The organism is Agaricicola taiwanensis (assembly GCF_014635245.1).
Classification (GTDB): Bacteria; Pseudomonadota; Alphaproteobacteria; order Rhizobiales; family Methylopilaceae; genus Agaricicola; species Agaricicola taiwanensis.
In genome coordinates, this window is the sequence record NZ_BMCP01000003.1 from 168,037 (window position 1) to 193,433 (window position 25,397).

24 protein-coding genes are annotated in these 25,397 nt (G+C 62.2%); 7 read left to right on the top strand and 17 right to left on the bottom strand.

Translation table 11 applies throughout. The features are described from left to right. Window positions 1-7 precede the first annotated feature (7 nt). Genes IEV58_RS14215 through IEV58_RS14230 form a run of 4 tightly spaced genes read left to right on the top strand, consistent with a single transcriptional unit; the run spans window position 8 to window position 3,954 of the window. Complete coding sequence (locus tag IEV58_RS14215) at window positions 8-1,027, top strand: FecCD family ABC transporter permease (RefSeq protein ID WP_188410454.1); 1,020 nt, start codon at window positions 8-10, stop codon at window positions 1,025-1,027. Next, a complete protein-coding gene (locus tag IEV58_RS14220) occupies window positions 1,024-2,064 on the top strand; it encodes a FecCD family ABC transporter permease (RefSeq protein WP_188410455.1) in 1,041 nt (346 codons plus the stop codon). Before IEV58_RS14215 ends, IEV58_RS14220 begins: the two co-directional genes overlap by 4 nt. Beyond that, on the top strand, window positions 2,061-2,900 hold the full coding sequence (locus IEV58_RS14225) for an ABC transporter ATP-binding protein (protein ID WP_188410456.1): 840 nt from the start codon (window positions 2,061-2,063) through the stop codon (window positions 2,898-2,900). The genes IEV58_RS14220 and IEV58_RS14225 overlap by 4 nt, the downstream gene beginning before the upstream one ends. Beyond that, window positions 2,893-3,954, top strand: coding sequence for a DUF2218 domain-containing protein (locus IEV58_RS14230; protein WP_188410457.1), 1,062 nt, complete (start codon window positions 2,893-2,895; stop codon window positions 3,952-3,954). Before IEV58_RS14225 ends, IEV58_RS14230 begins: the two co-directional genes overlap by 8 nt. A gap of 44 nt (window positions 3,955-3,998) precedes the next feature. Here IEV58_RS14230 and IEV58_RS14235 read toward each other — a convergent pair whose 3' ends face one another. Beyond that, window positions 3,999-4,937, bottom strand: coding sequence for a TIGR03571 family LLM class oxidoreductase (locus IEV58_RS14235; protein WP_188410458.1), 939 nt, complete (start codon window positions 4,935-4,937; stop codon window positions 3,999-4,001). An 84-nt stretch (window positions 4,938-5,021) separates the two neighbouring features. Beyond that, window positions 5,022-6,200 (bottom strand): MFS transporter, encoded by a 1,179-nt coding sequence (locus IEV58_RS14240; protein ID WP_188410459.1) that lies wholly within the window; start codon window positions 6,198-6,200, stop codon window positions 5,022-5,024. Window positions 6,201-6,364: 164 nt separating this feature from the next. On the opposite strand from IEV58_RS14240, the gene IEV58_RS14245 reads away from it, so the two are divergent. Further along, window positions 6,365-7,354: a LysR family transcriptional regulator gene (locus IEV58_RS14245; RefSeq protein ID WP_188410460.1), complete on the top strand. Its 990-nt coding sequence runs from the start codon at window positions 6,365-6,367 to the stop codon at window positions 7,352-7,354. Here the strand turns inward: IEV58_RS14245 and IEV58_RS14250 are convergent. The 3 genes from IEV58_RS14250 to IEV58_RS14260 all read right to left on the bottom strand — a co-directional run bounded on the left by IEV58_RS14250 (window position 7,282) and on the right by IEV58_RS14260 (window position 9,132). Next, a complete protein-coding gene (locus IEV58_RS14250; protein ID WP_229729465.1) occupies window positions 7,282-8,007 on the bottom strand; it encodes an NRDE family protein in 726 nt (241 codons plus the stop codon). The genes IEV58_RS14245 and IEV58_RS14250 overlap by 73 nt on opposite strands. Before the next feature lie 142 nt (window positions 8,008-8,149). Continuing rightward, window positions 8,150-8,842 (bottom strand): DUF899 domain-containing protein, encoded by a 693-nt coding sequence (locus tag IEV58_RS14255; protein WP_188410462.1) that lies wholly within the window; start codon window positions 8,840-8,842, stop codon window positions 8,150-8,152. A gap of 2 nt (window positions 8,843-8,844) precedes the next feature. Beyond that, window positions 8,845-9,132 carry a hypothetical protein gene (locus IEV58_RS14260; protein ID WP_229729466.1) on the bottom strand — a complete coding sequence of 96 codons (288 nt, stop codon included), beginning with the start codon at window positions 9,130-9,132 and terminating at the stop codon, window positions 8,845-8,847. A gap of 99 nt (window positions 9,133-9,231) precedes the next feature. Here IEV58_RS14260 and IEV58_RS14265 point away from each other — a divergent pair, with 99 nt between their 5' ends. Then, window positions 9,232-10,452 (top strand): ATP-binding protein, encoded by a 1,221-nt coding sequence (locus tag IEV58_RS14265; protein ID WP_188410463.1) that lies wholly within the window; start codon window positions 9,232-9,234, stop codon window positions 10,450-10,452. Between the two features lie 9 nt (window positions 10,453-10,461). Beyond that, window positions 10,462-11,106: a Vgb family protein gene (locus tag IEV58_RS14270; protein WP_188410464.1), complete on the top strand. Its 645-nt coding sequence runs from the start codon at window positions 10,462-10,464 to the stop codon at window positions 11,104-11,106. A gap of 52 nt (window positions 11,107-11,158) precedes the next feature. Here IEV58_RS14270 and IEV58_RS14275 read toward each other — a convergent pair whose 3' ends face one another. From IEV58_RS14275 to IEV58_RS14330, 12 genes are all read right to left on the bottom strand, one after another. Continuing rightward, window positions 11,159-12,229 carry an ABC transporter substrate-binding protein gene (locus tag IEV58_RS14275; RefSeq protein ID WP_188410465.1) on the bottom strand — a complete coding sequence of 357 codons (1,071 nt, stop codon included), beginning with the start codon at window positions 12,227-12,229 and terminating at the stop codon, window positions 11,159-11,161. 277 nt (window positions 12,230-12,506) lie between these two features. Next, window positions 12,507-13,073, bottom strand: a complete 567-nt coding sequence (locus tag IEV58_RS14280; RefSeq protein WP_229729467.1) for a DsbA family protein — start codon at window positions 13,071-13,073, stop codon at window positions 12,507-12,509. An 83-nt stretch (window positions 13,074-13,156) separates the two neighbouring features. Next, window positions 13,157-13,792, bottom strand: a complete 636-nt coding sequence (locus IEV58_RS14285) for an RraA family protein (protein WP_188410503.1) — start codon at window positions 13,790-13,792, stop codon at window positions 13,157-13,159. A gap of 180 nt (window positions 13,793-13,972) precedes the next feature. Next, window positions 13,973-15,364: a glutathione-disulfide reductase gene (gene gor / locus IEV58_RS14290; protein WP_188410467.1), complete on the bottom strand. Its 1,392-nt coding sequence runs from the start codon at window positions 15,362-15,364 to the stop codon at window positions 13,973-13,975. Between the two features lie 204 nt (window positions 15,365-15,568). Then, window positions 15,569-16,468 carry a LysR family transcriptional regulator gene (locus IEV58_RS14295; RefSeq protein WP_188410468.1) on the bottom strand — a complete coding sequence of 300 codons (900 nt, stop codon included), beginning with the start codon at window positions 16,466-16,468 and terminating at the stop codon, window positions 15,569-15,571. Window positions 16,469-16,649: 181 nt separating this feature from the next. Continuing rightward, complete coding sequence (locus IEV58_RS14300; protein WP_188410469.1) at window positions 16,650-17,501, bottom strand: sulfite exporter TauE/SafE family protein; 852 nt, start codon at window positions 17,499-17,501, stop codon at window positions 16,650-16,652. A gap of 243 nt (window positions 17,502-17,744) precedes the next feature. Continuing rightward, on the bottom strand, window positions 17,745-19,538 hold the full coding sequence (locus tag IEV58_RS14305) for a gamma-glutamyltransferase family protein (RefSeq protein WP_188410470.1): 1,794 nt from the start codon (window positions 19,536-19,538) through the stop codon (window positions 17,745-17,747). Between the two features lie 26 nt (window positions 19,539-19,564). Then, the gene (locus IEV58_RS14310; RefSeq protein WP_188410471.1) at window positions 19,565-20,437 is read right to left on the bottom strand and encodes an ABC transporter permease; all 873 of its coding nucleotides are present in this window, start codon (window positions 20,435-20,437) and stop codon (window positions 19,565-19,567) included. Next, window positions 20,434-21,381 carry an ABC transporter permease gene (locus tag IEV58_RS14315; protein ID WP_188410472.1) on the bottom strand — a complete coding sequence of 316 codons (948 nt, stop codon included), beginning with the start codon at window positions 21,379-21,381 and terminating at the stop codon, window positions 20,434-20,436. The genes IEV58_RS14310 and IEV58_RS14315 overlap by 4 nt, the downstream gene beginning before the upstream one ends. A 70-nt stretch (window positions 21,382-21,451) precedes the next feature. Further along, the gene (locus tag IEV58_RS14320; protein WP_229729468.1) at window positions 21,452-22,909 is read right to left on the bottom strand and encodes an ABC transporter substrate-binding protein; all 1,458 of its coding nucleotides are present in this window, start codon (window positions 22,907-22,909) and stop codon (window positions 21,452-21,454) included. 72 nt (window positions 22,910-22,981) lie between these two features. Next, a complete protein-coding gene (locus IEV58_RS14325) occupies window positions 22,982-24,082 on the bottom strand; it encodes an ABC transporter ATP-binding protein (RefSeq protein ID WP_188410474.1) in 1,101 nt (366 codons plus the stop codon). Then, window positions 24,082-25,095 (bottom strand): ABC transporter ATP-binding protein, encoded by a 1,014-nt coding sequence (locus IEV58_RS14330; protein WP_229729469.1) that lies wholly within the window; start codon window positions 25,093-25,095, stop codon window positions 24,082-24,084. Before IEV58_RS14330 ends, IEV58_RS14325 begins: the two co-directional genes overlap by 1 nt. Between the last annotated feature and the right edge of the window lie 302 nt (window positions 25,096-25,397).

The following is a 25,397-nucleotide window of genomic DNA, read 5'->3' on the forward strand; positions in this document are numbered from 1 at the left end:
AAGTCCCATGTTCTCCAAGGTCCCTTCAGGTCACCGCGATGCGGTCCGCAGCTTCTGGCTCGTGGGCCTCTTCGCCCTTTTGGGCCTGCTCGTGGTGCTCTCCATCGTGGTGGGCACGCGCGATGTCGGGACCGATGACATATGGGCGGCCCTCAACGGCCAAACGGAGACCATCGGCCAGTCCGCCATCGCGGTGCGGATCCCCCGCATGGTGCTGGCCGTGCTTGCCGGAGGTGCGCTGGCCCTTGCCGGCGCGGTGATGCAGGGCGTCACCCGCAATCCGCTGGCGGATCCCGGCATCCTCGGCGTCAACAGCGGAGCCTCTCTCGCCGTCGTTCTGGGCGTCGCCTGGTTCGGCATCAGCTCGCCCGAGGCCTATTTCTGGAGCGCGCTTCTTGGAGCCGCCGTCACGACGCTTTTCGTCTATGCCGTCGGTTCTCTCGGTCCCGGTGGCGCGACGCCGCTGAAGCTGACGCTCGCCGGCGCCGCCACGTCGGTTGCCTGCGTGTCGCTGTTCATCGCCGTGATCCTTCCCCTGAACGACATCGCCGGCGGCATCCAGACCTGGCTCATCGGAGGCGTGGGCGGCGCGACCTTCCACCGGATCGTCCCGGTGCTGCCCTTCTTCGCCGCCGGGCTCCTGATCAGCCTCCTGTCAGCCCACAAGCTCAATTCGCTTGCGCTGGGAGATGACCTCGCGGCGGGGCTCGGCGACAATGTCGCCCTGTCGCGCATCATCGCCTCGGTGGGAGCGGTTCTCCTCTGCGCTGCCGCGACGGCTCTGTGCGGGCCGATCATCTTCCTCGGCCTGATGGTGCCGCACCTCCTGCGGCTCATGACCGGCGTCGATTATCGCTGGCTGCTGCCGCTCTCGACACTCGGCGGTGCCTGTTTTCTCCTTTTTGCCGACACGCTAGGGCGCGTGGTCGCGCGACCGGACGAGATCGAGGTCTCCATCATCACGGCTCTTTTCGGCGCGCCGATCTTCATCTGGATCGTCCGCCGCCAGAAGGTGCGCGAGCTGTGACCGCGCCTGCCCATTCCATCGAGACGCTCGCGGCACGCCGACGCCGGCGCACCAGCCGGCATCGCCTGACGCTCGGCATCCTGGCAGGCCTGGTTTTCGCTCTGTTCACGCTGACCATGGTCCTTGGCCAGTCGTACACGCCCCTCACCACCGTCATCCGCGTGCTAATGGGCGAGAACGTGGAGGGCGCCAGCTTCCTCATCGGCACGCTGCGTCTGCCGCGCGCCCTCGTGTCGGTGCTGGCCGGGCTGTGTTTCGGTCTGGGCGGCGTCGTTTTCCAGATCATGCTGCGCAATCCGCTGGCGAGCCCTGATTTCATCGGCATCACATGGGGCGCCAGCGCCGCCGCCGTCTTTTCCATCGTCGTCCTGTCCCTCAGCGGGCCGCCGGTTTCCATCGTTGCCGTCGTCGCGGGGCTGCTGGCGGCTCTCCTGGTCTATGGTCTGGCGGCCCGCAACGGAGTTGCCGGCGCCCGGTTCATCCTCGTCGGCATCGGCATCTCGGCCATGCTCAGGAGTGTCACCTCCTATATCCTCGCCAGCGCTCCCGCCTGGAGCCTGCAGGATGCGCTGAGGTGGCTCACAGGCAGCGTCAACGGCGCGCAGATCAGCGACGTTCTTCCGCTTCTCCTCGCCTTTACGTTGTTCGGCGGTCTTCTGTTCACGCAGCGCCGCGACCTCGAAGCGCTGCGGATGGGTGACGATACGGCGGCTGCCCTCGGCGTTAAGGTCGCGCGGACGCGGATACTGCTCATCATCGCAGCGGTGGGCCTGATCGGGTCCGCGACCGCCATCACCGGCCCGATCGCCTTCGTGTCGTTCCTCGCAGGTCCCATCGCCGCCCGCATCGTCGGCGGGGGAGGGTCCGTGCTCATCCCTGCCGCGCTGGTCGGCGCCGCGCTGGTCCTCGCCTCCGATTATACCGGGCAGTTCCTCTTGCCGACCCGCTATCCTGTCGGCGTCATCAGCGGGGTGCTCGGCGCTCCCTACCTTCTCTATCTCATCGTCCGCATCAACCGGAAGGGAAGGTCGCTATGACCGATCCTCGCCACATCCTCAGCGTCACGCAACTTTCAGCCGGCTATGGCGAGATCGAGATCCTGAAGACGCTTGATCTCGACGTGCCGCCAGGCAAGATCACGGTGATCGTCGGCGCCAATGCCTCGGGCAAATCCACGCTCCTGCGGACAATGTCACGGCTCTTGTCTCCGACGGCCGGTCAGGTTCTGCTCGACGGCAAGTCGATCCACCACACGCCGACCCGCGAACTCGCGCGAAAGCTTGGGCTGCTGCCGCAATCGCCGATCGCGCCGGAGGGCATTCTGGTCGACGATCTGGTCCGGCGGGGCCGTCATCCCCATCGCGGCCTTCTTTCATCATGGACGCGCAAGGACGAGGAGGCGGTCGAGCATGCGCTGACCGCGACCCGAACGCTCGACCTCGCGGAACGTCCGGTAGACGAGCTCTCGGGCGGGCAACGCCAGCGCGTCTGGGTGGCCATGGCCCTGGCGCAGCAAACGGATATCCTGCTGCTTGACGAGCCCACCACCTTCCTCGACATCAACCATCAGGTGGAGATCCTCGACCTGATGGTCGATCTCAACCGCGCGCGCGGCACCACGGTCGTCATGGTGCTGCATGATCTCAACCTCGGGGCGCGCTATGCGGACCATCTGGTCGCTCTGGCCGGCGGCAAGGTTCATGTCTCCGGTACACCGGAAGACGTCTTGACAGAAGACACGGTTCGGAGCGTCTTCGGCCTTGAAAGCCGGATCCTGACCGATCCAACCTCGGGCAGACCCATCATGGTGCCCATCGGCCGGCATGGCATGCTGGACGGGCACCGCCTCGCGGAGGGCGAAGGACATGAATGAAATGCCGCAGACCTTCAAGCTCGACGGCCTGGCGCTGCCGGCGGATGCCGCCCATATGCTTGACGAAATCGCCGAACATTTCGTCGAACATGCCGAGGTCAGCCGGAGGGACGATTTCCTCCTCATGACTAGCGACCATGGCCGCGTCACCATTGAGAAACAGGACGAGCGGCTGGCGATCCGGCTGGCCTGCCCCTCGGAAGAGGCGCTGCAGGTCGTGCGCAACAGCATCGCCGAACATATGTTCTTTTTCGCGGGCGAGGATCCGCTGGAGCTCACCTGGGCCGAGACAGGCGCGCGTGGCCGTGCGGTGCCGAACCTTCGCCAGGCAACCGTTGTCGGGGCGGAGGATGTGACGCCGCACATGCGCCGCGTGAAGCTCGCGACCGCCGATGTCACGCCCTTCATCGGCGGGGCCATGCATGTCCGCATCCTCGTGCCGCCCCGGGGCCGCACGCCCATCTGGCCGCACTATGGCGCGGACGGCCGCCTGGTCTGGCCTGACGGCGAGGACAAGCTCGTGGTGCGCCCCTACACCATCCGCGCCGTCGACAAGGCGCGTGGTGAACTCTGGATCGACTTCCTGCAGCACCCCACTCCTGGCATCGGCACGCCTGGCGCGGATTTCGCCCGCGATGCCGAGACTGGCGATGTGATCGGCCTCATCGGTCCGGGATCGGGAGGCCTTCCGGAGGCCAAATCGATCCTCATGATTGGCGACGAAAGTTCGCTTCCCGCCATCGCCCGCATCGCGGCGGAAGTGCCTGATGGCACCAGCATCCGCGCCATCATCGAGGTCTGGGACAAAGCCGAAGAACAGCCGCTTCCCTCGGCTGGTGAGATCGATGTCACCTGGCTTCATCGCAGCAGCTATCCGGCTGATGCGATAGGGACCTTGAGGGAAGAGGCCACCAAGGCGATTGCCTTGGCCGATGCAGAGACGTTCATGTGGGTTGCTTGCGAGAAGGAAGACGTCCGCGCGATCAAGGCCCTGCTGAACAGCCGCAAGCACGACCGCCACCTGCGGTATGTCGCCTGGTACTGGGAGAAGTGAAGGCGCGGCTCGGCTGATCCGAGGTGAAGGAAGGTCGGCCTGCCTTATCCGCTTGAAGCCGTGAGTCCGCTGGCCTGCGCCACCTGCGTGAGGGCGTCCCGTACCGGCAGGCCGCTCGTCTCCAGGTTCAGCATGAGATGATGCACGCCGAGCGCGCGTTGCTCGTCGAGGATCCCGGCCAGTCCGTTCACACCGGTTCGGTACCCAAGCTTCAAACGCTCCGGCGGCTCGCCCGCATCCGCGTTGAGAGTGATCCCCATGGCGACGGCAAAGGCACGGAAGCCACCGCCGGCGCCGCGCGTCACGGCTTGGCGCCACAGCGCGTGCCGATCACGCTGGACCGCGGGCTCCCGGTAGTAGGTCGCCCAGCCGCGCGCCTTTCGGGCAATCCAATCCAGGGACTGTCCGGCCGAGCCGATCGCCAGCATGGGAGGTGCCACGGTTGGGACCGGCCTCAGTTCGAACCTCGTGTCGCCGGCTGTGATTGAAGAGGGGGCGGCGAAGGCGGCGGCCAGTTCCTCCCATCCCGCCTTGAACAACTCCCGGCGGCTCTCGAAGTCCCTGTTGAAGGCGCGGTATTCCTCCGGCCGATCGCCGGAGCCGAGGCCCAGCAGCAGCCGGTCGCCGGAGAGCGCCTGCAGGGAGACTGCGGATTTGGCGATGTGCACGGGATGGCGGAGCGGCAATACGGTTGCCGCGGTGCCGAGCGCGATCGTCCGGGTTCTGGCAGCGAGCGCGCCGAGCATGACCCAGGGGTCGAGGTGCCCGATCGGCTCCGGATACCATGGGCCGTTGAGCGGCACATCCCGCACCCACAGCGCGGAAAAGCCGAGCTCATCCGCCAAGGCGGCGAGCTCAAGCTGCTTGCGAAAGTCGATGTCGTCGGAACCGGTCCTGACGGGCAGGACCAGCCCGATGCTCATCCTGCCCTCGGAAAATACGGCGTCGAACGCGGAATTCCCTTTCGTCCTCACATCCAGCATGGGCACCTCGCGGCCGGGAATGGGATTCCGGGCCGCCAGCCATGCGGCGGCCCGGAGGAGCCGGGATCGACACCCTCATCCTATTTAGGTCTCGAAGGCGACGGTTGCACGCTGCGCGCTGCGACGCCCGAGCCCCACCAGCAGAAGGGCGGCTCCGGCGGCAACTCCGCCGGCGACGGGCACCGCGGCATAGCCGAGGCCGGCGCCGATCACGGCGCTGCCGAGAGCCGCGCCGATGGCATTGCCGAGATTGAAGGCGCCGATGTTGAGCGAGGAGGCAAGGCCCGGCGCCTCGGCGGCGGTCTGCATCACCCGCGTCTGAACAGGCGGAACGAGGGCAAAGGCCGCCGCGCCCCAGACCAGCAGCGTCACCGCCGCGCTCACCTCGCTGGTGAGAAGGAAGGGTGCTGCGAACATGATCAGCGCAAGCGCGGCGAGGAAGATAGCGGTCGCGCCATCCAGCGACCAGTTGGCGAGACGGCCGCCAAGCCAGTTGCCCGCCGTGAAGCCGATGCCGATCAGCACCAGCGCAAGCGTGACGAAGCTGTCACCGGCGCCGGCCAGTGTCTCCAGGATGGGCGCCACGAAGGTGTAGAGGGCGAACATCGCGCTTGAACCAAAGACGGTGGTCAGCATGGCGAGCACCACCTCCGGCCGGGCGAGCACCCGCAGCTCCCGCCGGACGTCGGGGCGCTCGCCGGGCGCGCCCTTCGGCAGCGCCGCCCATAGGGCCGCGATGGTCACGATGCCGAGCAGGGCGGTGCCGGCGAAAGCTTCGCGCCAGCCGATCTGTTGGCCGATCCAGGTGGCGACGGGCACGCCGCCGATGTTGGCGATGGTGAGCCCCATGAACATGATGGCGACCGCGCCCGCCTGCTTGTCCTTCGACACGACGCTTGCGGCGACGACAGCGCCGAGGCCGAAGAAGGCGCCGTGATTGAGGCTCGTCACCACACGCGAGATCAGCAGCGTCCAATAGTCGGGCGACAGTGCCGACATGATGTTGCCCAGCGTGAAGATCGCCATCAGCGCCATGAGGGCCGTCCGCTTTCCGAACCGTGCGAACAGAAGCGTCATGACCGGCGCTCCCAGCATCACCCCGATGGCATAGGCGCTGACGAGGAGCCCGGCTGACGGGATCGACACATCCACCCCTTCCGCGATCACAGGCAGCATGCCCATGGGCGAGAATTCCGTCACGCCGATGCCGAAGGCGCCGATGGCCAGCGCAAGCAGCGGCCAGTTGATGTTACGCGTTGCCATTCCGGTCTCCCAAAGCCGTTTAGTCCCAGCGGCGATCGGTGCCCGGGGGCAGCACATATCGGCGCGCTATTTCACAGACCGGTCACTTAGGAGGAGAGGAAGAGCTTGATAAGCGGAGCGGCGAGCACATGATATGTGAAATCATATCACAGATGAGAGGGCTCATGGACAACCGGGTTGGAGAGATGCAGGTGTTCCAGCGCGTGGTCGACAGCGGCAGCTTTTCGGAGGCCGCCCGGCAGCTGCGCATGATGCCATCATCCGTCTCCAAGCTGATCGGCCGCATGGAGGCGCGGCTCGGCGTGCGTCTGCTGGAACGCTCGACGCGGCGCCTGTCGCTGACGACGGAAGGGCAGAGCTATTACGAGCGAGTCCGAGCGCTTCTGGCAGAGCTTGAGGACATTGAACGCGATCTCACGCACGGCGCCGCAAGCATCACCGGAACGGTGCGCGTCAGCGCCTCGGTCGGCTTCGGCATGATGGCGATCGAGCCGCTCTTGCCGGAGTTCTGGGCGGCCTATCCCAATGTCGCGCTGGATCTCTCGCTCTCCGATGAGATCGTGGACCTCTATCTCGATCGCACTCATGTGGCCTTCCGCGTGGGTACGCTGGCCAGTTCCAGTCTGACCGCCATCAAGCTCGGCACGACCCCACGGAAGATCGTCGCCGCGCCGGGCTATCTCGCCCAGCACGGCACGCCGCGCAGCATCGGCGATCTCGCGCACCACAGGAGCCTTGGCTTCAATCTCCGGCAGTTCGCGCCGGTCTGGCCCCTGCGCGAGAACGATGAGTTGGTTGAGTACCGCGTCAGCGGGCCGCTCCTTGCGAACAATGGCGAAACCGTCCGGCGCATGGCCGTCGCGGGTCTCGGCCTCGCCCGGGCGGGTGAGTTCCACATCCGCGAGGACCTCAGAACCGGCGCCCTGGTGGAGGTGCTGGCGGAGGCGACGCGCGGCGACAGTGAGGACGTTCACGCGCTTTTTCTGGGCGGTGAACACATGCCCCAGCGTGTCCGCGCCTTCCTGGACTTCATGACGCCGCGGTTGAGGGCTTTCCTTCAAGGACGCGCGCGAGGCTTCGCTCAGGCTCCAGACGAGGCGAGCCAGGAAAAGGACAAGCCGGTTTCGCCCTCCGGCTCCCCCGCCGGGCCATAGCGGCGCTCGATGATGAGCCCCTGACCCCGGTCGTCGACGGCCACCACCGTGCTGCATCGCGTTCCGTAGACGGGATCTCGGATGAATATCGGCGAACGCACCGGCTCCTGCGGAACGTCCGATGGAAGCGAGGAGGCGATGCCGACATCGGGCAGTTCTTCATCGCCCAGGGCGTCGAGCAGGACTTCGGGACGTTCGCCCCCTTTGACGACCCAGTCGAGCAGCCGGCCCTTGAGCCGCAAAGTCTTGGGCCACGGCTCATCGAGTGCGCCGTTGGACAGGCCGTAGATCCCTGGTGCCAGACGGCTGCGGACGGGCTCCGGCTGGTTCGACAGAAACCAGGCCTGCTCATGATCGGCGAAGATCAGGTTGAATGGGTTGAAGCCGGCAAGTTCGGCTTTGCCGGGATCCCCAAACGGCTCCTCGCCCGAGAGCAGGCCGGTGACCAGCGCGCCGCGCGAGGCGAGGCCGGGCTTCGGGGCGCCATAGCCCCTGAGGTTGGTGACCACTGCGAAGCGGCGGCGCTCGGACAGGCCGAGCCAGGTCCCACCCGATCGCAGGTCTCTTCCCGCTATCACATGATCCGGCTCGTCCCACCGCGCCAGCGGCGCAGCCGGGCGGGCGTGGAGCTCGTCACGATTGCCCGCTACCACCAACGGCCATCGGGGGTGGGCGCGCCACGCAAATGCCAGAACACACATCGTCAGACTATCGCCGCCGGTTCGCGCCTTGGCAACGATTATGCTTTCCTGCCGGCCTCACGCGAGCGCAGGGGCCGGCTGCCCCCCGGGAGGGTCACCCATAGCTGTCGTGACGGCGTACCCACTCCATTCCCCCGGCCTCGTTGCGTCCCTTCGGCATGAGGTCGAGCATGGCGTAGGTCCCCATCATCGCCTCCACACCGCGGCCAAAGGTGGAGTAAGTGTGAAAGACATTGCCCGCCTCATCCTTGAAGAAGGCGCTGATGCCGGGCAATTCCTCTTCGAGCCCCTGCCACGTACCGAAATTGTAGTCGATGTGCCCGCTGGCGACCTGCTCGGGCGTGAAACTGACCCGGAAATCGTAGTTGAACGGGCTGCCGTTCGAGGACACCCACCGGAAGTGCCAGCCCATGCGACTGCGATAGCGCTCGATCTCGGCAAGCGTCGCGCGCGAAACCGCGATCATGGTAACGTCGTGATTGGCCAGATGCTTGTTCATGCCATCGGTGTGATCGGCCATGAAGGAGCAACTCCGGCAGCCTTCCTTCCATCCCGGCGCTAACATGAAATGTTGCACCAGAAGCTGCGAGCGACCGTCGAAGAGATCGGCCAGGGTGCGCGCGCCCTCCAGTGTGTCAAAGATGTACTCCTTGTCGATCCGCACCCATGGCAGGGCGAGCCGCTTCCGGGTGACCTCGTCGCGAAGATGCGTGACTTCCTTCTCCGCCTTCAGAAGATCCCGGCGGGCGGTCAGCCAGTCATCGCGTGACACAACAGCGTGTTGCATTGTCAGTCTCCTTCAGTCGGGGGGATGCGGTGCTGCGAACCGCGGGAAAGGAGCTTCAGCCACGGCGATAGGTGAAAGAGGCTCATCAGCAGGTACATCAGCGCCATGTCGTTGATCGGCACCAAAGGCGAAGCGACAGAGCACATGATCATGCCCGGCGAGCTGACGGCGGAAATCCAGGCCATCAGAGCGAAGGTCGGGGTGGCCGCGAACCCGAGCCGGCCGGCCACATCGACCAGCGGTGGCCTGAGCATCCAATCGCGGGTTCCTGTGGCTGTCAGCCTCGTCACTTCCGACCCTCCGTCGAACGCCGTTTCCAACGATTGCGATACGAAGACATTAATTGGGGTGGGGAGCCGGGCGGGAGTTACAAGTGTGACGGGATTTCCATGGACTTGCTGATCACTGCCGCAGCGCGCGCTCTTTCCGCCGGCGATCCGCTCGCCGCGTTGAAGAGGGTGGCTTTGCGTGATGATGCCCCGGCGCTGGCCGTGCGCGGCATCGCGATGGCGCAGCTCGGCGACCTCACGCGTGCCAAAGAGCTTCTGCGCAGCGCGGTACGCGCATTCGGCCCGAAAGAGCCCGTGGCTCGCGCGCGCTGTGTGGTCGCCGAAGCCGAGATTGCGCTTGTTTCGCGTGATCTGGGCCGGTCCTCGCAAATGGTCAAGGCAGCACGGGCGACGCTTGCGGCGTCGGGCGACCGGACGAACGCCGCACACGCCGGCTATCTTGAAGCCCGGCACCTGCTCCTGATCGGCCACCTCGATGAAGCCGAAGCGGTGCTCGATGAGGTCGATGTCAACGTTCTGCCGCACCCTTCGCGGGTCGGGCGTGAATTGGTGATGGCCGGCATCGCCATCCGGCGCATTCGGGCAGGGTCGGCAAGAGCAGCTCTGGAACGGGCTGGACGGGCAGCGGAAGATGCGCGCATTCCAGCGCTTGCGGCCGAAGTCGAGCAGGCTGTGCGAGCATTCGAGGCCCCGGCCGCGCGCTCCATCACTCGGGACGGTGAGCGGTTGCTCCGTCTCGATGAGGTCGAAGCGCTATTGGCCTCCGGTACACTCATTGTGGATGCTTGCCGCAACGTCGTGCGCGCGGGAACAACCATCATTCCGCTCGCTACGCGTCCCGTACTGCTTTCGCTTGTCCGTGCTCTTGCGGAGGTTTGGCCGGCGGATGTGCCACGCGAGGCGCTTCTTAAACGCGCTTTCCGGGCACTGCATGCCGACGAAACGCACCGCGCTCGGCTGCGCGTCGAAATCGCCCGGCTGCGCGAGGCGATCAAACCGCTGGCGACGCTGAGTGCGACCAGGGACGGTTTTGTTCTGCAGCCTCGTACCGCGATTGAGGTTGCGGTTCTGGCGCCGCCTGTCGACGGTGATCATGGCGAAGTGCTCGCTCTGCTCGGCGATGGCGAAGCCTGGTCGAGTTCCGCATTGGCACTCGCGCTGAGCGTGAGCACACGTACGGTACAGCGGGCACTCGAAGAGCTTGCCCGTGATAGCAGGGTCGAGGCCTTCGGGCGCGGACGGGCTCGCCGCTGGATCGCGTCGAGCGTTCCGGGATTCCCGACAAGCCTGTTACTCCCCGCTGCCGGAATTTCTGGTTAGGATAAGAAGATGAAACGTTCAGCTGCCGAAATCATCCGTGAATATGGGCCCTTCCCCGATGTCGATGACGTGTCCGGCGTCAGCTTCGACGGCAAACACGTCTGGTTCGCAAGCGGCGAAAGGCTGAATGCACTGGATCCCGAAAGCGGGGAAGTATCCCGATCGCTCGACATGGCCGCCGATGCAGGGACGGCGTTCGACGGCAAGTACCTGTTCCAGATTGCCGATGCCGTTATCCGCAAGATCGACCCCGAGAGCGGCGAGGTGGTCGCCGCGATACCGGCACCCGGAAACGGCGGGGACTCAGGACTGGCCTGGGCGGAGGGCTACCTCTGGGTCGGCCAGCATCGCGGCCGCAAGATCCATCAGCTGGACCCCAAAACGGGGGAAGTGCTGCGGACGATCGAATCCGATCGATTTGTCACGGGAGTAACCTGGGTCGACGGAGAGCTCTGGCACGGCACCTGGGAAGACAGCGAGAGCGATCTCCGCCGCATCGACCCCGCGACAGGTGAAGTGCTCGAGCGGGTGGATATGCCGCCCGGAACCGGCATCTCAGGACTCGAAGCCGACGGCCGCGATCGCTTTTTCTGCGGGGGCGGAAGCAGCGGAAGAGTGAGAGCCGTTCGTCGACCCAGGCAAGACTTCAAGTAAACGTGGACCGCCGCGCCCCCGAGACGAAAACCACGTTCCCGTTTTCATAGATCTAGCTCAGGATGAATTCTTTAAAACGGGGCTCGATGGCCGCGAAGTTTTCTCCCCACCATGCATTGTTCAGCACCGCATAGGCCGGATTATTCAGATCCGGCAGCAACTTCTTTGCGGCGTCGTCGAGGTATGCATTGGCATTCAAGTTGCCTGGAACAACACTTACTCTCCTGCAGAAGTCCGCAAGGCGTTCGGGGTTTTGCAATACGAACGACAGATACTTCATCGCAGCATCTTTGTGCGGAGCACCTTTCGGAACGCAGTAGTAAGAGCCGTATACGACAAGCTGGTCCTGGGAGAAATCCATACTAATTCCAGCGTCTTGGATTGCTTTTACTCGGTTTAGATAGGTATAGGAGTAGTCAAGTTCCCCTGTCTTGACCAAGTCGACGGTCTGCTGGGTTTGCTCGACCCACTTGCGAATATGGGGCTTGATCTTCGCAAGGGATCGGAACGCGCGATCGACGTCCATCGGATAGATTTCCTTCGGCGGAACACCGTCTGCCAGAAGCGCGCATTCTAGTGTTTCACTTGCGCGCAGTCGCAAGCCGCGCCGCCCGGGGAATTTCTCGACATCCCAGAACTCGGGATAATTGCGGGGCGCATTGGGGTTGCGCTTGGGATCAAAGCATATGCCGCCTACGTAAAAACCATACCCAACCATATAGGGGCTGGGGTTATCGAACATCTTTGTCCCCTTGAAGACATCAGGATCGATTTCCTCCAGCAGACCTTCGGCGCCGGCCTGCATAAGCGCAGGGCCAACGTAGTCGAAAAGGTCCCATTCCACGGATTTTGACTGGACCTGTATCTTCAGCTTCGCCATATCGATCGTGTTGACGATCGTGACCGGGATACCCGTTTCCGCAGTGAACGGCTTGATGATCGCTTCTTCCAGAGCAACCTGTGTAGATCCGCCCGCAAACACCAGAACCAGCGGGTCAGATGCCCTGGCTTTCGTGCTCAGGATATAGGGAGCTGCAAGTGCAGCTGCACCTTGGACCAGTACGGTACGACGGGATATCAGTCCGGGCCGGGACGCCGTCACTGCGTTGCGATCTTGAGACATGCTCTACCTTCCCCTTTGAGCCTGAATGAAGCTCATTCGTTGGTTATCTGCTTGCTAGGTATGCCAGTCTTGATTTGAAGTCGGCGTTGAACGATTGTCCCGATAAGTTTGTTTGATGGTCGCGGCACCTGCCGCCGGCTTCGCGCTGAACCGTTGGGACGGGAGCGTCTCTTGCGACCGTTCAGCTTCACGCCGCAGCAAGGTCTAGCTTGATGCTCGTCGGCCATGCGACCACTCTGATGGTTCCAGTGAAAGGATCAGGCACGGCAAAAGATCGTCAGGCTTCCATCAGGTGTGAAATCCATTCCGATACCTCGTCCTGGCTGCTCAAGGTCGTCTGCACCAAGCCGTTGATCATAAAGCTTGGCGAGACATGAATTCCGTTTTGCCGGGCATATTTTGTGTGCCTTTTGATTTCACGATCGAGATGCGGAAGGATGAAGGCGTCGGCGAGCTGTAAACCCGTGTACTCTTCGATACGGGCTATGACGTCACCGGGCCTGGCCTCCATATTGGGGCCGATACAATGATTGATGGGCTCAAACTCATCGCGATGTGCAGCAACGGCCGCGAGTACCGCTTTTGCAGCTTCTTTGCCGCCGGCAAGGGTAGACGCCGCCAACACGCAGCGGATGATAACGCCGGAATACAAATGCCACGGCTGCGAATGAAGGATGATCTTGATCGTTATGTTTTCGGGCCCTGCTTTTTCAAGCAGTTGATCAAGCTTGCCGAATGCTTTTATAGAATAAGGACAAGTTGGTTCGAGAAACACTTCGAATGTGCGCGGGCCCGTTCCCCAGACAAGCGGTTCAGTTCGTGATGTATCGCCCGTTTCTGTCATCCCTCGCCCCCAGGTTTCCGTCATAATCCCGCAAAGAATTCGGCCTGACCACAAGGCATGCTGAAATTATTTGGCCGTTCCGGTCATTTTCCATATGCACCGAGATAACGGCCTTCCCGGATGGATTGGATGATGTCCGCCTCGCGGTTTTCCTGGGCACGCACGGCCTCCAAGAGGCTGGCAGCACTCGATTGTGGAAAGGCGACGACACCATCGTCATCACCAACCACGATATCGCCCGGTTCGATGACCATGCCGCCGACACACGCTGGTACGTTGATTTCCCCCGGTCCGTCTTTGTAAGGACCGCGATGGGTGATGCCCCGCGCGTAGCACGGCAAATCCGTCTGTCGGATGGTCGCGACGTCGCGAATAGCGCCATCAATAACAAGTCCGGCCAGTTTGCGCTCAATGGCGATGTTCAGCATGATCTCCCCAAGAAGAGCACGGCTCAAATCTCCCCCGCCATCGACGACGAGGACATCGCCAGGCCTGACCAGATCGAGGGCTTCGTGCACGGCGAGATTATCGCCGGGCCTGGTTCGAACCGTGAAGGCCATTCCGACCATTACGCCCGTTGTTCTGTGAAAGGGTTGCAGACCAACGACGCCTGGTAATCTTGCAAGATTGTCGCTGATAACAGCCGTGGCCGCCGATCGAAATCCTTCGATCAAGATCGGATCGGCCTGGGAAGGAGCTTCGATTCGCTTGTACACCATGATGGACACTTGCTCTGTTCCTGGCCTGAAAGATTTCGAGATCAGATTCGAGGGCTTAAAGAAGCATCGGCTCTCACGTTAGAGTTTAGCTAAGGTCGCAGAGCGTAGCGCCTTGCGAAAAAACAATACGGCACTGATAGATTTGTAAAAGCGATTAATTGGAATGCAATTGCATCACTTTTAGCGAACCCGTTCGCCGTTTCGGACGCGATAGCTTGGGCTATAAGCGGTGACGAGTTCTTCGGCCGCTGTCGGATGTACCGCCATTGTGCGATCGAAGGCGGCCTTGGTGACCCCCGCCTTCAAGGAAATGCCGAGCAACTGCGCCATCTCACCGGCATTGTGACCGAGCACATGAGCGCCGACAATCTTTCCGCTTGCCGCGTCGGTGATCAGCTTCATTATCATCTTCTCGTCCCGGCCTGAGAGTGTCGCCTTCATCGGGCGGAACTCGGCGCGAAAGACCTCGAGTTCCACGTAGCGTCTTGCGGCATCTACTTCCGAGAGGCCCACGGTGCCGATCTCCGGCTGCGAAAAAACCGCCGTAGGGATGAGCTCGTGGTCTGGGGCGGTCGGATTATTCCGGTATTTGGTTTCAATGAAGCACATGACCTCATGGATCGCCACCGGCGTCAGCTGTACCCGGTCGGTGACATCTCCGAGCGCGAATATATTCGGCACATTCGTCCGTGAGTACTGATCGACAAGAACCGCTCCACGTTCATTGACAGCAACCCCCGCCGCCTCGAGGCCGAGGCCGTGGGTATTGGGAGTACGGCCAAGCGCCAGCATGACCGTATCGAGCGAAAGCGTCTCACCGTTGAGAGTCCTGGCCACGAGAGCGCCGGTGGGGGCCTTGGTGACCTCTTCGATGACGTCGGTAAGGATGATGCGGATGCCTTTGTCGACCATCGCCTCATGTAGGCCGCGACGAAGATCGTGGTCGAAGCGCGACAAGATTTCCCTGCCGCGATATATCAGGGTGGTTTCAACGCCGAGCCCGTGGAAGATGTTGGCGAATTCGACTGCGATGTAGCCGCCGCCAGCGATCAGGATCGAGCGGGGCAGTTCTGCCATGTCGAAAGCGTCGTTGGAGGATATGCAAAATTCGTGGCCGGGTAGCGCCTCATGCGGATTAGGTGTGCCGCCGGTCGCTATCACGATCGTTTCGGCGGTCACTGTCTGACCCGTCCTGACGATACGGATTGTGTGGCTGTCCACGAGTTCCGCACGGCTGTCGATGACTTCGGCGCCGCTATTCTCAAGACCTCTGCGGTAAAGGCCTTCGAGGCGTGCGATTTCCTTGTTCTTCGCGGCGAGGAGCTTCGTCCAGTCGAAGCTGCTATTTCTAAGCGTCCATCCATAGCCTTCGGCATCTTCGAAATGCTCGCGATATTGGGATGCGTACACAAAAAGCTTTTTTGGCACGCAGCCTCGGATGACGCAGGTGCCGCCGAAGCGAAATTCTTCAGCTATTGCAACTCGTTTGCCGAGCGACGCCGCCATACGGCCCGCCCTCACGCCGCCCGATCCCCCGCCGATCACGAAGAGGTCGTAGTCATATGCGGCCATGGTGTTCTCCTGGGAAAGCGGGGGGCGAGACAGCCCGAAATGATGAAGAGTCGGCTCTTGATCCCGGGCTGCGGATTAGCGCTCGAAGGATGCGCTCAGGAACCAGTGCGTGTTTTTCCGAGGGCTGATCCGGGACTGCACCCCAGAATGCCCCGTTTCCGGTGTTCTGATCGGATCTGATATCGCCTCAGATCGCTCAATGGCCTATGCCTGCAGCTGGCGAGAAAAGTCGCAGATATCCACCATCAGATCGGCAATTTTCGAGAGGAATACGGAGGCGCGATCGCTTCGATACATGGCACTGTAAGGTGTTGGCGGAAGCGCCGGCCTCGTAGAGATGACAACCAGCTTGCCTTCATCGATGAGCGGTCGGAAAACTTGCCGCGGAAGGTAGGAAATCCCTACCCCTGCAACAGCCAGTCCAAGGAGCGCAATGAGATTGTCGCTCGAAAGCATCTGAGGAAAGGTAATGCCCTGCGACCGGAACCACCTATAGTAAAACAGGCCCGTACCCCCTCGGGATCCTTGTGTTAGTATGGGATACTTCGCCAGTTCTTCGAGCGTTAGTCCATTTCTATCTTTGACGAGCCCGGGGCGGGTCATCCACACGTTCGACACTTCCGCCAACCTCACTGAGGTGATGTCATCGTCGGAAAAGGTCTCGGGGATCGCAATCAGATCGAGTTCATCCTCACGCAGTCTCTCCGTCAGCGAGAGGGTAGCCCCCACGTGGGGCTCAAGGATGATCTGCGGATACAACTCGCGGACCGTAGCTACAAAACGCGGTAACCATGTTAACGCCGTCAATTCGGTGACGCCAAAGCGAAGGCGCCGAGCGGGCATCTCTTTGGCATCCTTCAAGTCGAGAATTCGCTCTCGCAGGCCCAGCATTTCCTGGCCAAGTGCAAGAAGATGTTCCCCCTTTTCTGTGAGGCGGGCGCCGCGCTGATTGCGATCGAAAAGCGGAAAGCCGGATGCGGCTTCCAATTCGCGGATCCGCTTTGAGATCGCAGATTGGGTTGTATTCAGCTTTGCCGCAGCGCGTTCGAAAGTGCCGAGCTGAGATATCCAGTAGAGGGCTTCAAGTTGCTTCAACGTGATCATGGCTGGTCTCGATGCGCGCCAAACATAACAGTCTGGAAAGTGATGCCGATCGACTCAGGAGTATGACATTTATTGATGGCTGACTCGCTGTCCCTTTGACCACCCTGATTGCGGTCCCGAACCTGGCCACCGAGATTGTAGGGGCTGTTCGGTTGGCAAATCGCGAGGTTCGGCGGTCGCCTCACCCCAGAAGACTGAAGGCGAACCGGACGCAGACGAGGAGCAGGAAAATACCGAATGCCACCTCCAGCCGGCGCTTGGAGAGCCGATGCGTGATGCGCGCGCCGACCGGAGCCATCCACGTGCTGGTGGGAATGAACAGTACGAGCCCCAGGAGCGACACGTAGCCCAGAGCCAGCGGCGGCTGGAAGGCGCTTACGGTGGGATAATCGGCCATATGCGGCCAACCGGCATAGATATAGCCGAGTGTGCCTGGGATGGAGATGAGAATGCCCAGCCCCGACGACGTCGCGATCGCCTGATGGATCGGCCGATTGTAGAAGGTCATGAACAGGTTCGAGAGCTGGCCGCCGCCGATGCCCATCAGTGCAGACAAAATGCCGATAATCCCGCCATAGCCCACCATGATCGGCTTTGCCGGCATGTCGAGGCCCAAGCGCCACGTGTCCTTACCAAAGAGCAAGCGGATTGCCGAAATGCCGGCCACGATGACGAAGACCGCTTTGAACAGATCGGCCGGGGCGTAGCGTGCGATGACGCTGCCGATGAAGACGCCGAGCACCACGGGAACGGCCCAGACGCGCAGGATCGTCATGTCGACCGCGCCTTTTGCCTTGTGAGCGTTGAAGGAGCGGATAGAGGTCGGAATGATGACGGCAAGCGATGTGCCGACACAAAGCGGCATGCGTACTTCCTCTGGCACTTCCAGGATGCGGAAGAGCTCGTAGAGGATCGGCACGGCCACTGCGCCGCCGCCGACGCCGAACACGCCCGCGAGCAGGCCGGTGATCGCGCCGGCGACCAGCAGCGATACCAGGAGCCAGGCAAGATCGAACAGAGGTATGCCAAACATCGGAAAGTCCATCGAAAAAAGGGGAGGGCGCCATGGGCTCGGGACCATCGGCACGTTGCGCTATTGTGGGGGGGTTAGGCTTCGGTTGGGCTCGCAGCCTTGCTGTTCCTGGTATTCATGCGCCTCTCATTGATCCAGGACTGGCCCGTGATACCACCGGAGGGCGCGGTGGCGCCGGATGGCACCCCCGCGCCGGCGGGCAGGATCCCTGGCGATGATCAACCAAGCCATGATCCGCACTCCTCAGCGGCCAACTGCATAGGCCTGCATCAAGCGCGGCGTTGCGGCGCCGTGCAGCAGTCCGTCCTTGTCGCGGCTGGCGGCCACGAGGCGTCCCACCGTCCAGGCGGGCGCCACTTCGAGGTCATGACCGCGGGCGCGCAGATCGTCGAGCACCTCCGTGCCAAAGGTTTCTTCAGCCATGAGATGGCCGGGCTTCTGTTCGCGCGGATAGAAGGAAGAGGGGAAATGCGCGGTGTGCGACATCGGCTGGTCGATGGCTTCCTGCAAGCTCAGGCCGTGGTGGGCATGGCGTAGGAAGAGAAGAAGCTGCCACTGCTCCTGCTGGTCGCCGCCTGGGGAACCGAAGACCATGTATGGCTCGCCGTCCTTTTCAGCGAGGGTCGGCGTGAGCGTGGTGCGCGGACGCTTGCCTGGGGCGAGACTGGCCGGCAGGCCTTCTTCGAGCCAAAACATTTGAGCGCGGGAGTTGAGCATGAAGCCCAGTTCAGGGATGGCGGGAGAGGATTGCAGCCAGCCGCCGGACGGCATTGCCGCGATCATGTTACCGAAGCGGTCGACCACGTCGATATGCACCGTGTCGCCGCGTCGCGCCGAGCGCATGGAGGCCAGCGTCGGCTCTCCGTCCGACACCTCACGGTTTGTCGTCGAGAGATTGTGCAGGACCTCGAGGGTGCGCTCCACCTGAGTTTCGTATCCCTCGATGCGGCCAGGCCGCAGCTCAAACGATGCCTTGCCGGTGATGAGCTTGCGTCGCTCGTCGTTATAGGCATCCGACAGCAGGGACTCGATCGGAACGTCGACGAAGTCAGGATCCCCATAATAGGCTTCACGGTCGGCAAAGGCGAGTTTCTTGGCCTCTGTGATGGTGTGGATGAACTCGGCGCTGGTCGGTCCCATGGCGGGAAGATCGAAGCCCTTCAGAAGCGCCAGCATCTGCAGGAAAACCGGGCCTTGCCCCCAGGGCCTGATCTTGTTGACCCTGTAGTTGTGATAGTCATAGGTCTGCGGCACGTCATAGGTGGCGGACCACTTCGCCATGTCGTCCGAGGTAAGCACGCCGCGATGGCGTGAGCCGCTCTGGTCCATAACCTCGGTCCTGCGGACGAAGGCATCAATGGCCTCGGCCACGAAGCCCTTGTAGAAGGCGTCACGTGCCGCTTCAATCTGCGCCTCGCGGTCGTTTCCTTTGGCCTCACCCTCGCGAATGATGCGCTTCCAAGTACTGGCCAGTTGCGGGTTTCGAAAAAGTGCGCGGGGCTTGGGCGGCTCGCCGCCGGGCAGGAACACCGCGGCGGAAGTTGGCCATTCAGTTTTGAAGAACTCCTTCAGGCCCTTTATGGTGTCGGACACGCGGGGCAGCAGCGGATGGCCTTTCTCGGCATAATAGATCGCGGGTTCCAGCACTTCTCTCAATGAGAGAAGCCCATGGTCCCGCAGCAGCAGCATCCAGGCGTCGAACGCACCGGGGATTACAGTCGCCAGCATGCCGTTGCCGGGAATGAGCTTGAGGCCTTCATTCTTGTAGTGATCGATGGTGGCGCCCCTCGGCGCGCTGCCTTGCCCGCACAGCACCTCAACCTTCTTGCTCCTGGCCGAATAGAACACCGCCGGAACATCACCGCACGGGCCTACCAGGTGCGGCTCAACGACCTGAAGTACGAAAGCGGCAGCCACGCAGGCATCAAAGGCATTGCCGCCTTTTTCGAGCATCGACATGCCGGATGCCGAGGCTAGCCAATGGGTCGAGGTGACGATGCCGAAGGTGCCGAGAATCTCAGGTCGAGTTGTAAACATGGATCTTTTCCGAAGTTGGCGTGTGTTTACTGTTCGCGGGGATCGAGCGCGTCGCGTAAGCCGTCGCCGAGAAGATTGAAGCCGAGCACGATCAGGAAGATGGCCGCGCCGGGGAAGACCGACATCCAGGGCGCCTGGTCCATGAAATTCTTGGCGGTGTTTAGCATGGAGCCCCAGGAGGGCATCGGCGGTTGCTGTCCCAGGCCGAGGAAAGAAAGGCTCGCCTCCGCGATGATGGCCATGGCGATGGTGAGTGTGCCTTGAACCAGGATTGGCGGCAGCACGTTGGGGAAAATGTAACGCACCAGGATCCAGAAGTCCGGCAGACCTATGGCGCGCGCGCCCTCCACATAGTCCTCCTGCTTGACCGACAGCACCTGTCCGCGGGTGAGGCGGATGAAGATCGGCATAGCGGAGAATCCGATCGCGATCATTGCATTGGTCAGGCTTGGGCCCAGGAAGGCTGCCAGCGCGATGGCAAAGATCAGGAACGGGATCGCCAGCATGGCGTCCGTTGCGCGGGAGATCGCAGCATCGATCCAGCCGCCGAAATAGCCGGCGATCATGCCGAACGGGACTCCAAGCGCGATGGCGATGAAGACGGAGACGACCCCCGCCATGATGGATGCCCGCCCCCCCCAGAGCATGCGCGAGAACATATCGCGCCCGAGCTCGTCTGTGCCAAACCAGGACACGGCCGACGGGGCGTTGCGGATGCTGGTGAAGCTTGGCTTGATGGGATCAGGAGCAAGGTGCGGCCCGATAATGGCTGCCAGGACGAAGAACAGAACGATCGCCGCACCGAGCACGGCGCTCTTGTTCTTCAGGAACTTGGCCAGGGCGCGACTGCGCTTCCTGGGCAAGGTAAAATCGTCGGCGACAATGGCTGTGGCGCTCATGCGGCGTGCCTCAGACGGGGATTGACAAGAACGTACAAAACATCGGCCAAAAGGTTCATGAAAATGAATCCGACCGCGGTGCACAGGACTACGCCCTGCACCACAGCGTAGTCGCGGTTGAAGACCGCGTCGACGATGAGCTTGCCGAAGCCTGGGATGGTGAAAATCTGTTCCGTGAGCACGGCGCCGGCGAGCAGTTCTCCGAACAGCAGGGTTGAGAGCGTCACGATGGGCACAAGCGCGTTGCGCAGGGCATGTTTGAGGATGATCCTTCGGGACCGCAGGCCTTTGGCGCGGGCAGTGCGGATGTAATCCGAGCGCATGACGCTCAGCATGGCGCTGCGGGTGTGCCGCATGAGGCTGGCCGCCAGGCTTGTGCCAAGGACGAAGGCCGGCATGATCATTGTCTTGATGTTGAGCCAGATATCCTCGGTCGGCGGTACATAGCCAGAGGCCGGCAGAAGCTGCCAGCGCACCGAGATCAGCATGATGAGCATGATGCCGAGCCAGAAGTTGGGAATGGACAGGCCCGACAGCGCGATCACGTTGGCAGTGTAGTCGATCGCCGTTCCCTTCCTGACCGCCGCGATGATCCCGGTGGGGATGCCGATGGCGAGGGCCACAAGCATGGCCATGATGGCAAGTTCGATGGTGACCGGAAGCTTGCTCAAGATCAGCTCTGTCACGGGAACGTCCGTGCGAAGCGATACACCAAGATCGCCGGTGAGCGCAGATCCGATCCATGCGAAGTACTGAACCGGTATAGGATCATCGAGGTGGTACTTTTCACGCAGATGGGCCAATACCTGCGGGTCACGTTCCTCTCCCGCCATGGTAAGGACCGGGTCGCCCGGCAGGAGCTTCTGCAGAGCAAAGACCAGTAGCGACACGATGATCAGGGTCGGGATGGCGATCAGTATTCGTCGTCCGATATAGCGCAGCATCAGCTCGTGGGGTCCGTCTGGGGGAAGGGGCGTGCCCGGCGGCCGGGCAGGGCACGCGGTGATTGCTGTCTTAGGAAGCGAACTCCACGCCTTTCAGCCGGATCATGCCGTCGGGGTAGGGCTTAAAGCCTTGCAGCTTCTTGGTGTGAGCGAAAGGCCAGGGCTGGTAGTAAAGATAGATGACCGGCAGCGCATCCTGCAGGATCTCCTGTGCAGAGTCATAGAGCTGCTTGCGCTTGGCCTCGTCGTTGGCGGTCCGGGCCTCATTCAGGAGCTTGTCGACTTCTGCGTTGCAGTAGCGGCCGTCGTTCAAAGCGCCCTTGCAGGTCACAAAGGAATGAACATTGCCGTCGGGATCGACCCGGCCGGACCAGCCCGCCAGATTGACATCGAAGGTTCCAGCCTGAGCCTCCTTCTGTAACGCGGCGAACTCTGTTGGGCGCAGCGAGATATCGAAGCCAGCCTCAGACGCCATGGCCTGGATGATCTCGGCGATCTGCTGGGTCGTGGTGTTGGTGCCGAAGCCGAGCTCAAACTTAATTCGATCGAAACCTGCTTCTTTAAGCAGTTGCTTCGCCTTCTCCACGTCGCGGTTCTTAGCCGCGAATTTCTGATTGTTGTAGGGGCTTGCCGGAGGGAAGGGCTGGCCTGCGGGTGGAAAAATGCCTTGGCCGACGACCTGGTTGATCACGTCGCGGTCTATGGAAAGCTCAAGGGCCTGGCGCACCCGCTTGTCCTGACCGATGGGCGATTTAGCGCGTTCGCCGTTCTGAGTGTTGATGGTCAGGCGGAAAAAGCCCAGGCCGCTGATGGGCGCAAAGGTAATATTGGTATCTTCCTTGACTGCAGCGATATCATTGGGAGCTAAGCGTTCCATGAGATCGAGGTTGCCCGATCTCAGGTTGGCGAGGCGGACAGTCGTGTCCGGGATAGGCTGGAAGATCACACGCTCGAAATTGTAGTTCTCGGCATCCCAGTATTCCTTGAACCGCTCCAATACGATGCGATCGTTGTGCACACGCTCGACGAACTTGTAAGGGCCCGAGCAGATGGGCTTCTGACCGAAATCGGCGGAGGCGATGGCCTTTGGTGACAGGATCATGCCGGCCCGATCGGAAAGCTGCGAGAGCAGGGTAGCGTCGGGACGCGAGAGATTGATCTTCACCGTCATGTCATCAACGACGTCCACGCTCTCCACCGAGGATAGCTCGCTTTTGCGCAAGCTATCAGGAAGCGTGCGGGCGCGGTCTAGATTGGCTTTCACGGCAGCCGCATCGAGTGGCTCACCGTCATGGAACTTGACGCCCGGGCGCAGCTTGAAGGTCAGCGCCTTGCCGTCCTCATTCCAGCTCCACTCGGTCGCGAGTTCGGGCGTGAATCTCAGATCGGGGGTGATGTCGACCAGCTTGTTGCACAGGGACGTGAACACGATGCGCCCGACGAATGTGCGCGCGCGATGCGGATCGAGGACATCCGGGTCTTCCTGTAGTCCTATGCGCAGGGTCTGCGCTGAGGCCGCAGTGCTCATCAAGAGCCCGACCGCCAAGCCTATAGGGAATAAATGCTTCATGTCTCTCGTCCTCCATCTTCTTTTTTGGCCTCAAGGGCTCGTTGTGGCGGGCTTATCCTGCCGTTCGCGCCAAATTCGGTAGAGTTCCAGACGCCGGGCAAGCGCTGGGGTCGGGGGCGGAGCGCTGATCGAGCCGGCACCGGCTCCCTGGATTTCGCGCCAGAAATGGCATGCGACCTGACGCCCAAGAGCCGCCGTTTCCAGTATGGGATGCTGTTCTTTGCAGAGCGCCCGCGCATGGGGGCAACGGGTGTGGAAGCGGCACCCCGAAGGTGGGGCGGCCGGATTTGGCACATCGCCCTGCAGACTGGCTTTCGGCTGGCGGTTTCTTGGGCTCGTAGCCGGGATCGCTGCGAGCAACGCCTGCGTATAGGGATGCAGAGGGTCATCGAACAGCGCATCGGTATCCGACACTTCCGCGATCTCGCCCAGATACATGACAGCGACGCGGTCGCTCATGTGGCGGATGACGGCAAGGTCGTGCGCCACGATCACAAGGGTCAGTCCGAAGCGATCCTTCAGGTCCTCCAGCAGGTTTATGATCTGCGCCTGGATCGAGACATCGAGGGCCGAGACAGGCTCGTCGCCGATGATTAACTTCGGGTCGCCCGCGAGGGCTCGTGCGATCCCAATTCGCTGGCGCTGGCCGCCGGACAATTCATGCGGATAGCGATCGGAATGGGTCGGAAGAAGCCCCACGGTCGCCATGAGATCGGCCACGCGCTCGCGCTTCTCGCGTCCGGAGGCGAGATTGTGCAGCCAGATCGGTTCGGCGATGATATCGCCCACATTCATGCGCGGATTGAGCGAGGCGAAGGGGTCCTGGAAAATGATCTGCAGCTCGCGCCGCAGCCTCCGCAGTTCGCTCTTGTTGAGCGACAGGATCGACCGCCCCTCAAAGCGCACGTCTCCTCCCGTTGGCTCGATGAGGCGCAGCAGCAACCGGCCCAGAGTCGACTTTCCGCAACCGGATTCGCCGACGACGGCAAAAGTCTCGCCGCGCCTGATCCTGAGAGAGACCCCGTCGACCGCCCGCACGATTATCGGCGATGACAGTAGTCCGCCGCCCCCGAAATGCTTCTTCAGATCGACGCCTTCGAGGATGATGTCGGTTGCGGGGATCAGGCTCATCAGCCGGCTCCACGATGAAGTTCGAGGGGCGCATACCAGCAGCGCGCGCCATGACCCGGCTTGATTTGCGCGAGAGGCGGCGGGTCATTGGCGCAGAGATCATCCGAGAACGGGCAGCGCGGTGCGAAGCGGCAGCCCTTGGGCATGAGCTCCGCGGGGGGGACCGTTCCGCGAATAGTGGCGAGGCGGCCTTGTCTGCGCCCGAGCGAGGGGACAGAGCCCATGAGGCCGATGGTGTAGGGATGCTGCGGATTGTCGAAGATGGCCTCGACCGGGCCGCTCTCTACCACGCGGCCAGCATACATGACCGCGACCTCGTCTGCGACTTCGGCGACAACGCCGAGATCATGAGTGATGAGGATCATGGCCGTGCCGGTCTCCTCTTGAAGGCGGCGGATGAGGGTGAGGATCTGCGCCTGGATCGTCACGTCCAAGGCCGTCGTCGGCTCGTCGGCGATCAGGAGCTGCGGGTCATTGCCAAGCGCCATGGCGATCATGACACGCTGGCGCATGCCGCCGGACATCTCGTGTGGATAGGCGTGCAGGCGTTTCTCGGGCGCGGGGATGCGCACCTTCCTCAACATGTCGAGCGCCCGTTCCAGAGCCTCGGGCTTCGATACTTTTCGATGCCGGATGATGCCCTCGGCGATCTGGTCCCCGATCGTGAAAGCCGGGTTGAGCGAAGTCATGGGCTCCTGGAAGATCATCGCCATGCGATTTCCGCGCAGGTTCGCCCGTTCATGCTCCGGCAGGCTCAGCAGGTCCCTTCCGTCAAAAAAGGCGGATCCTCCGACGATCCGTGCTGGCGGTGTCGTCAGAAGTCCCATGAGGGCAAGCGATGTCACGCTCTTGCCGCAGCCGGACTCCCCCACGATGCACAAGGTCCTGCCCCGGCTGACGGAGAGCGAAACGTCGTCGACGACATTTACGCCGGCAGGCGCCCCATCAAACCGGATCGACAGGTTCTGGACGTTGAGAAGCGGCTGCGTTGCCTCTTGCGAACAATCGTTCACACCGCCTGCCGGGAGCGCTTTCCGCTGGGCCGCTTCATATAACATCCTGGCGCTCTTCCGTTGCATCTGCGGATATCCTGATATCGGGCAGCGCCGCTGCCGTGCTCCGACGGCGGCGTACTGGCCGTCAAAAAGCCGTCGCGTGTTTCAAGTTTTTCGCGCATTTCCCGCTTCGCCGCATGAGTGGGAGCCGCGCAGTAGTCCGACGATCCGCTAGCTAATTACTAGATTAGCCAGCCTAGCTGTCGACGCATGACGCAAGTCTGTCTTTTCTCTTCGCTGGTTTCCAGTATATGGAAATA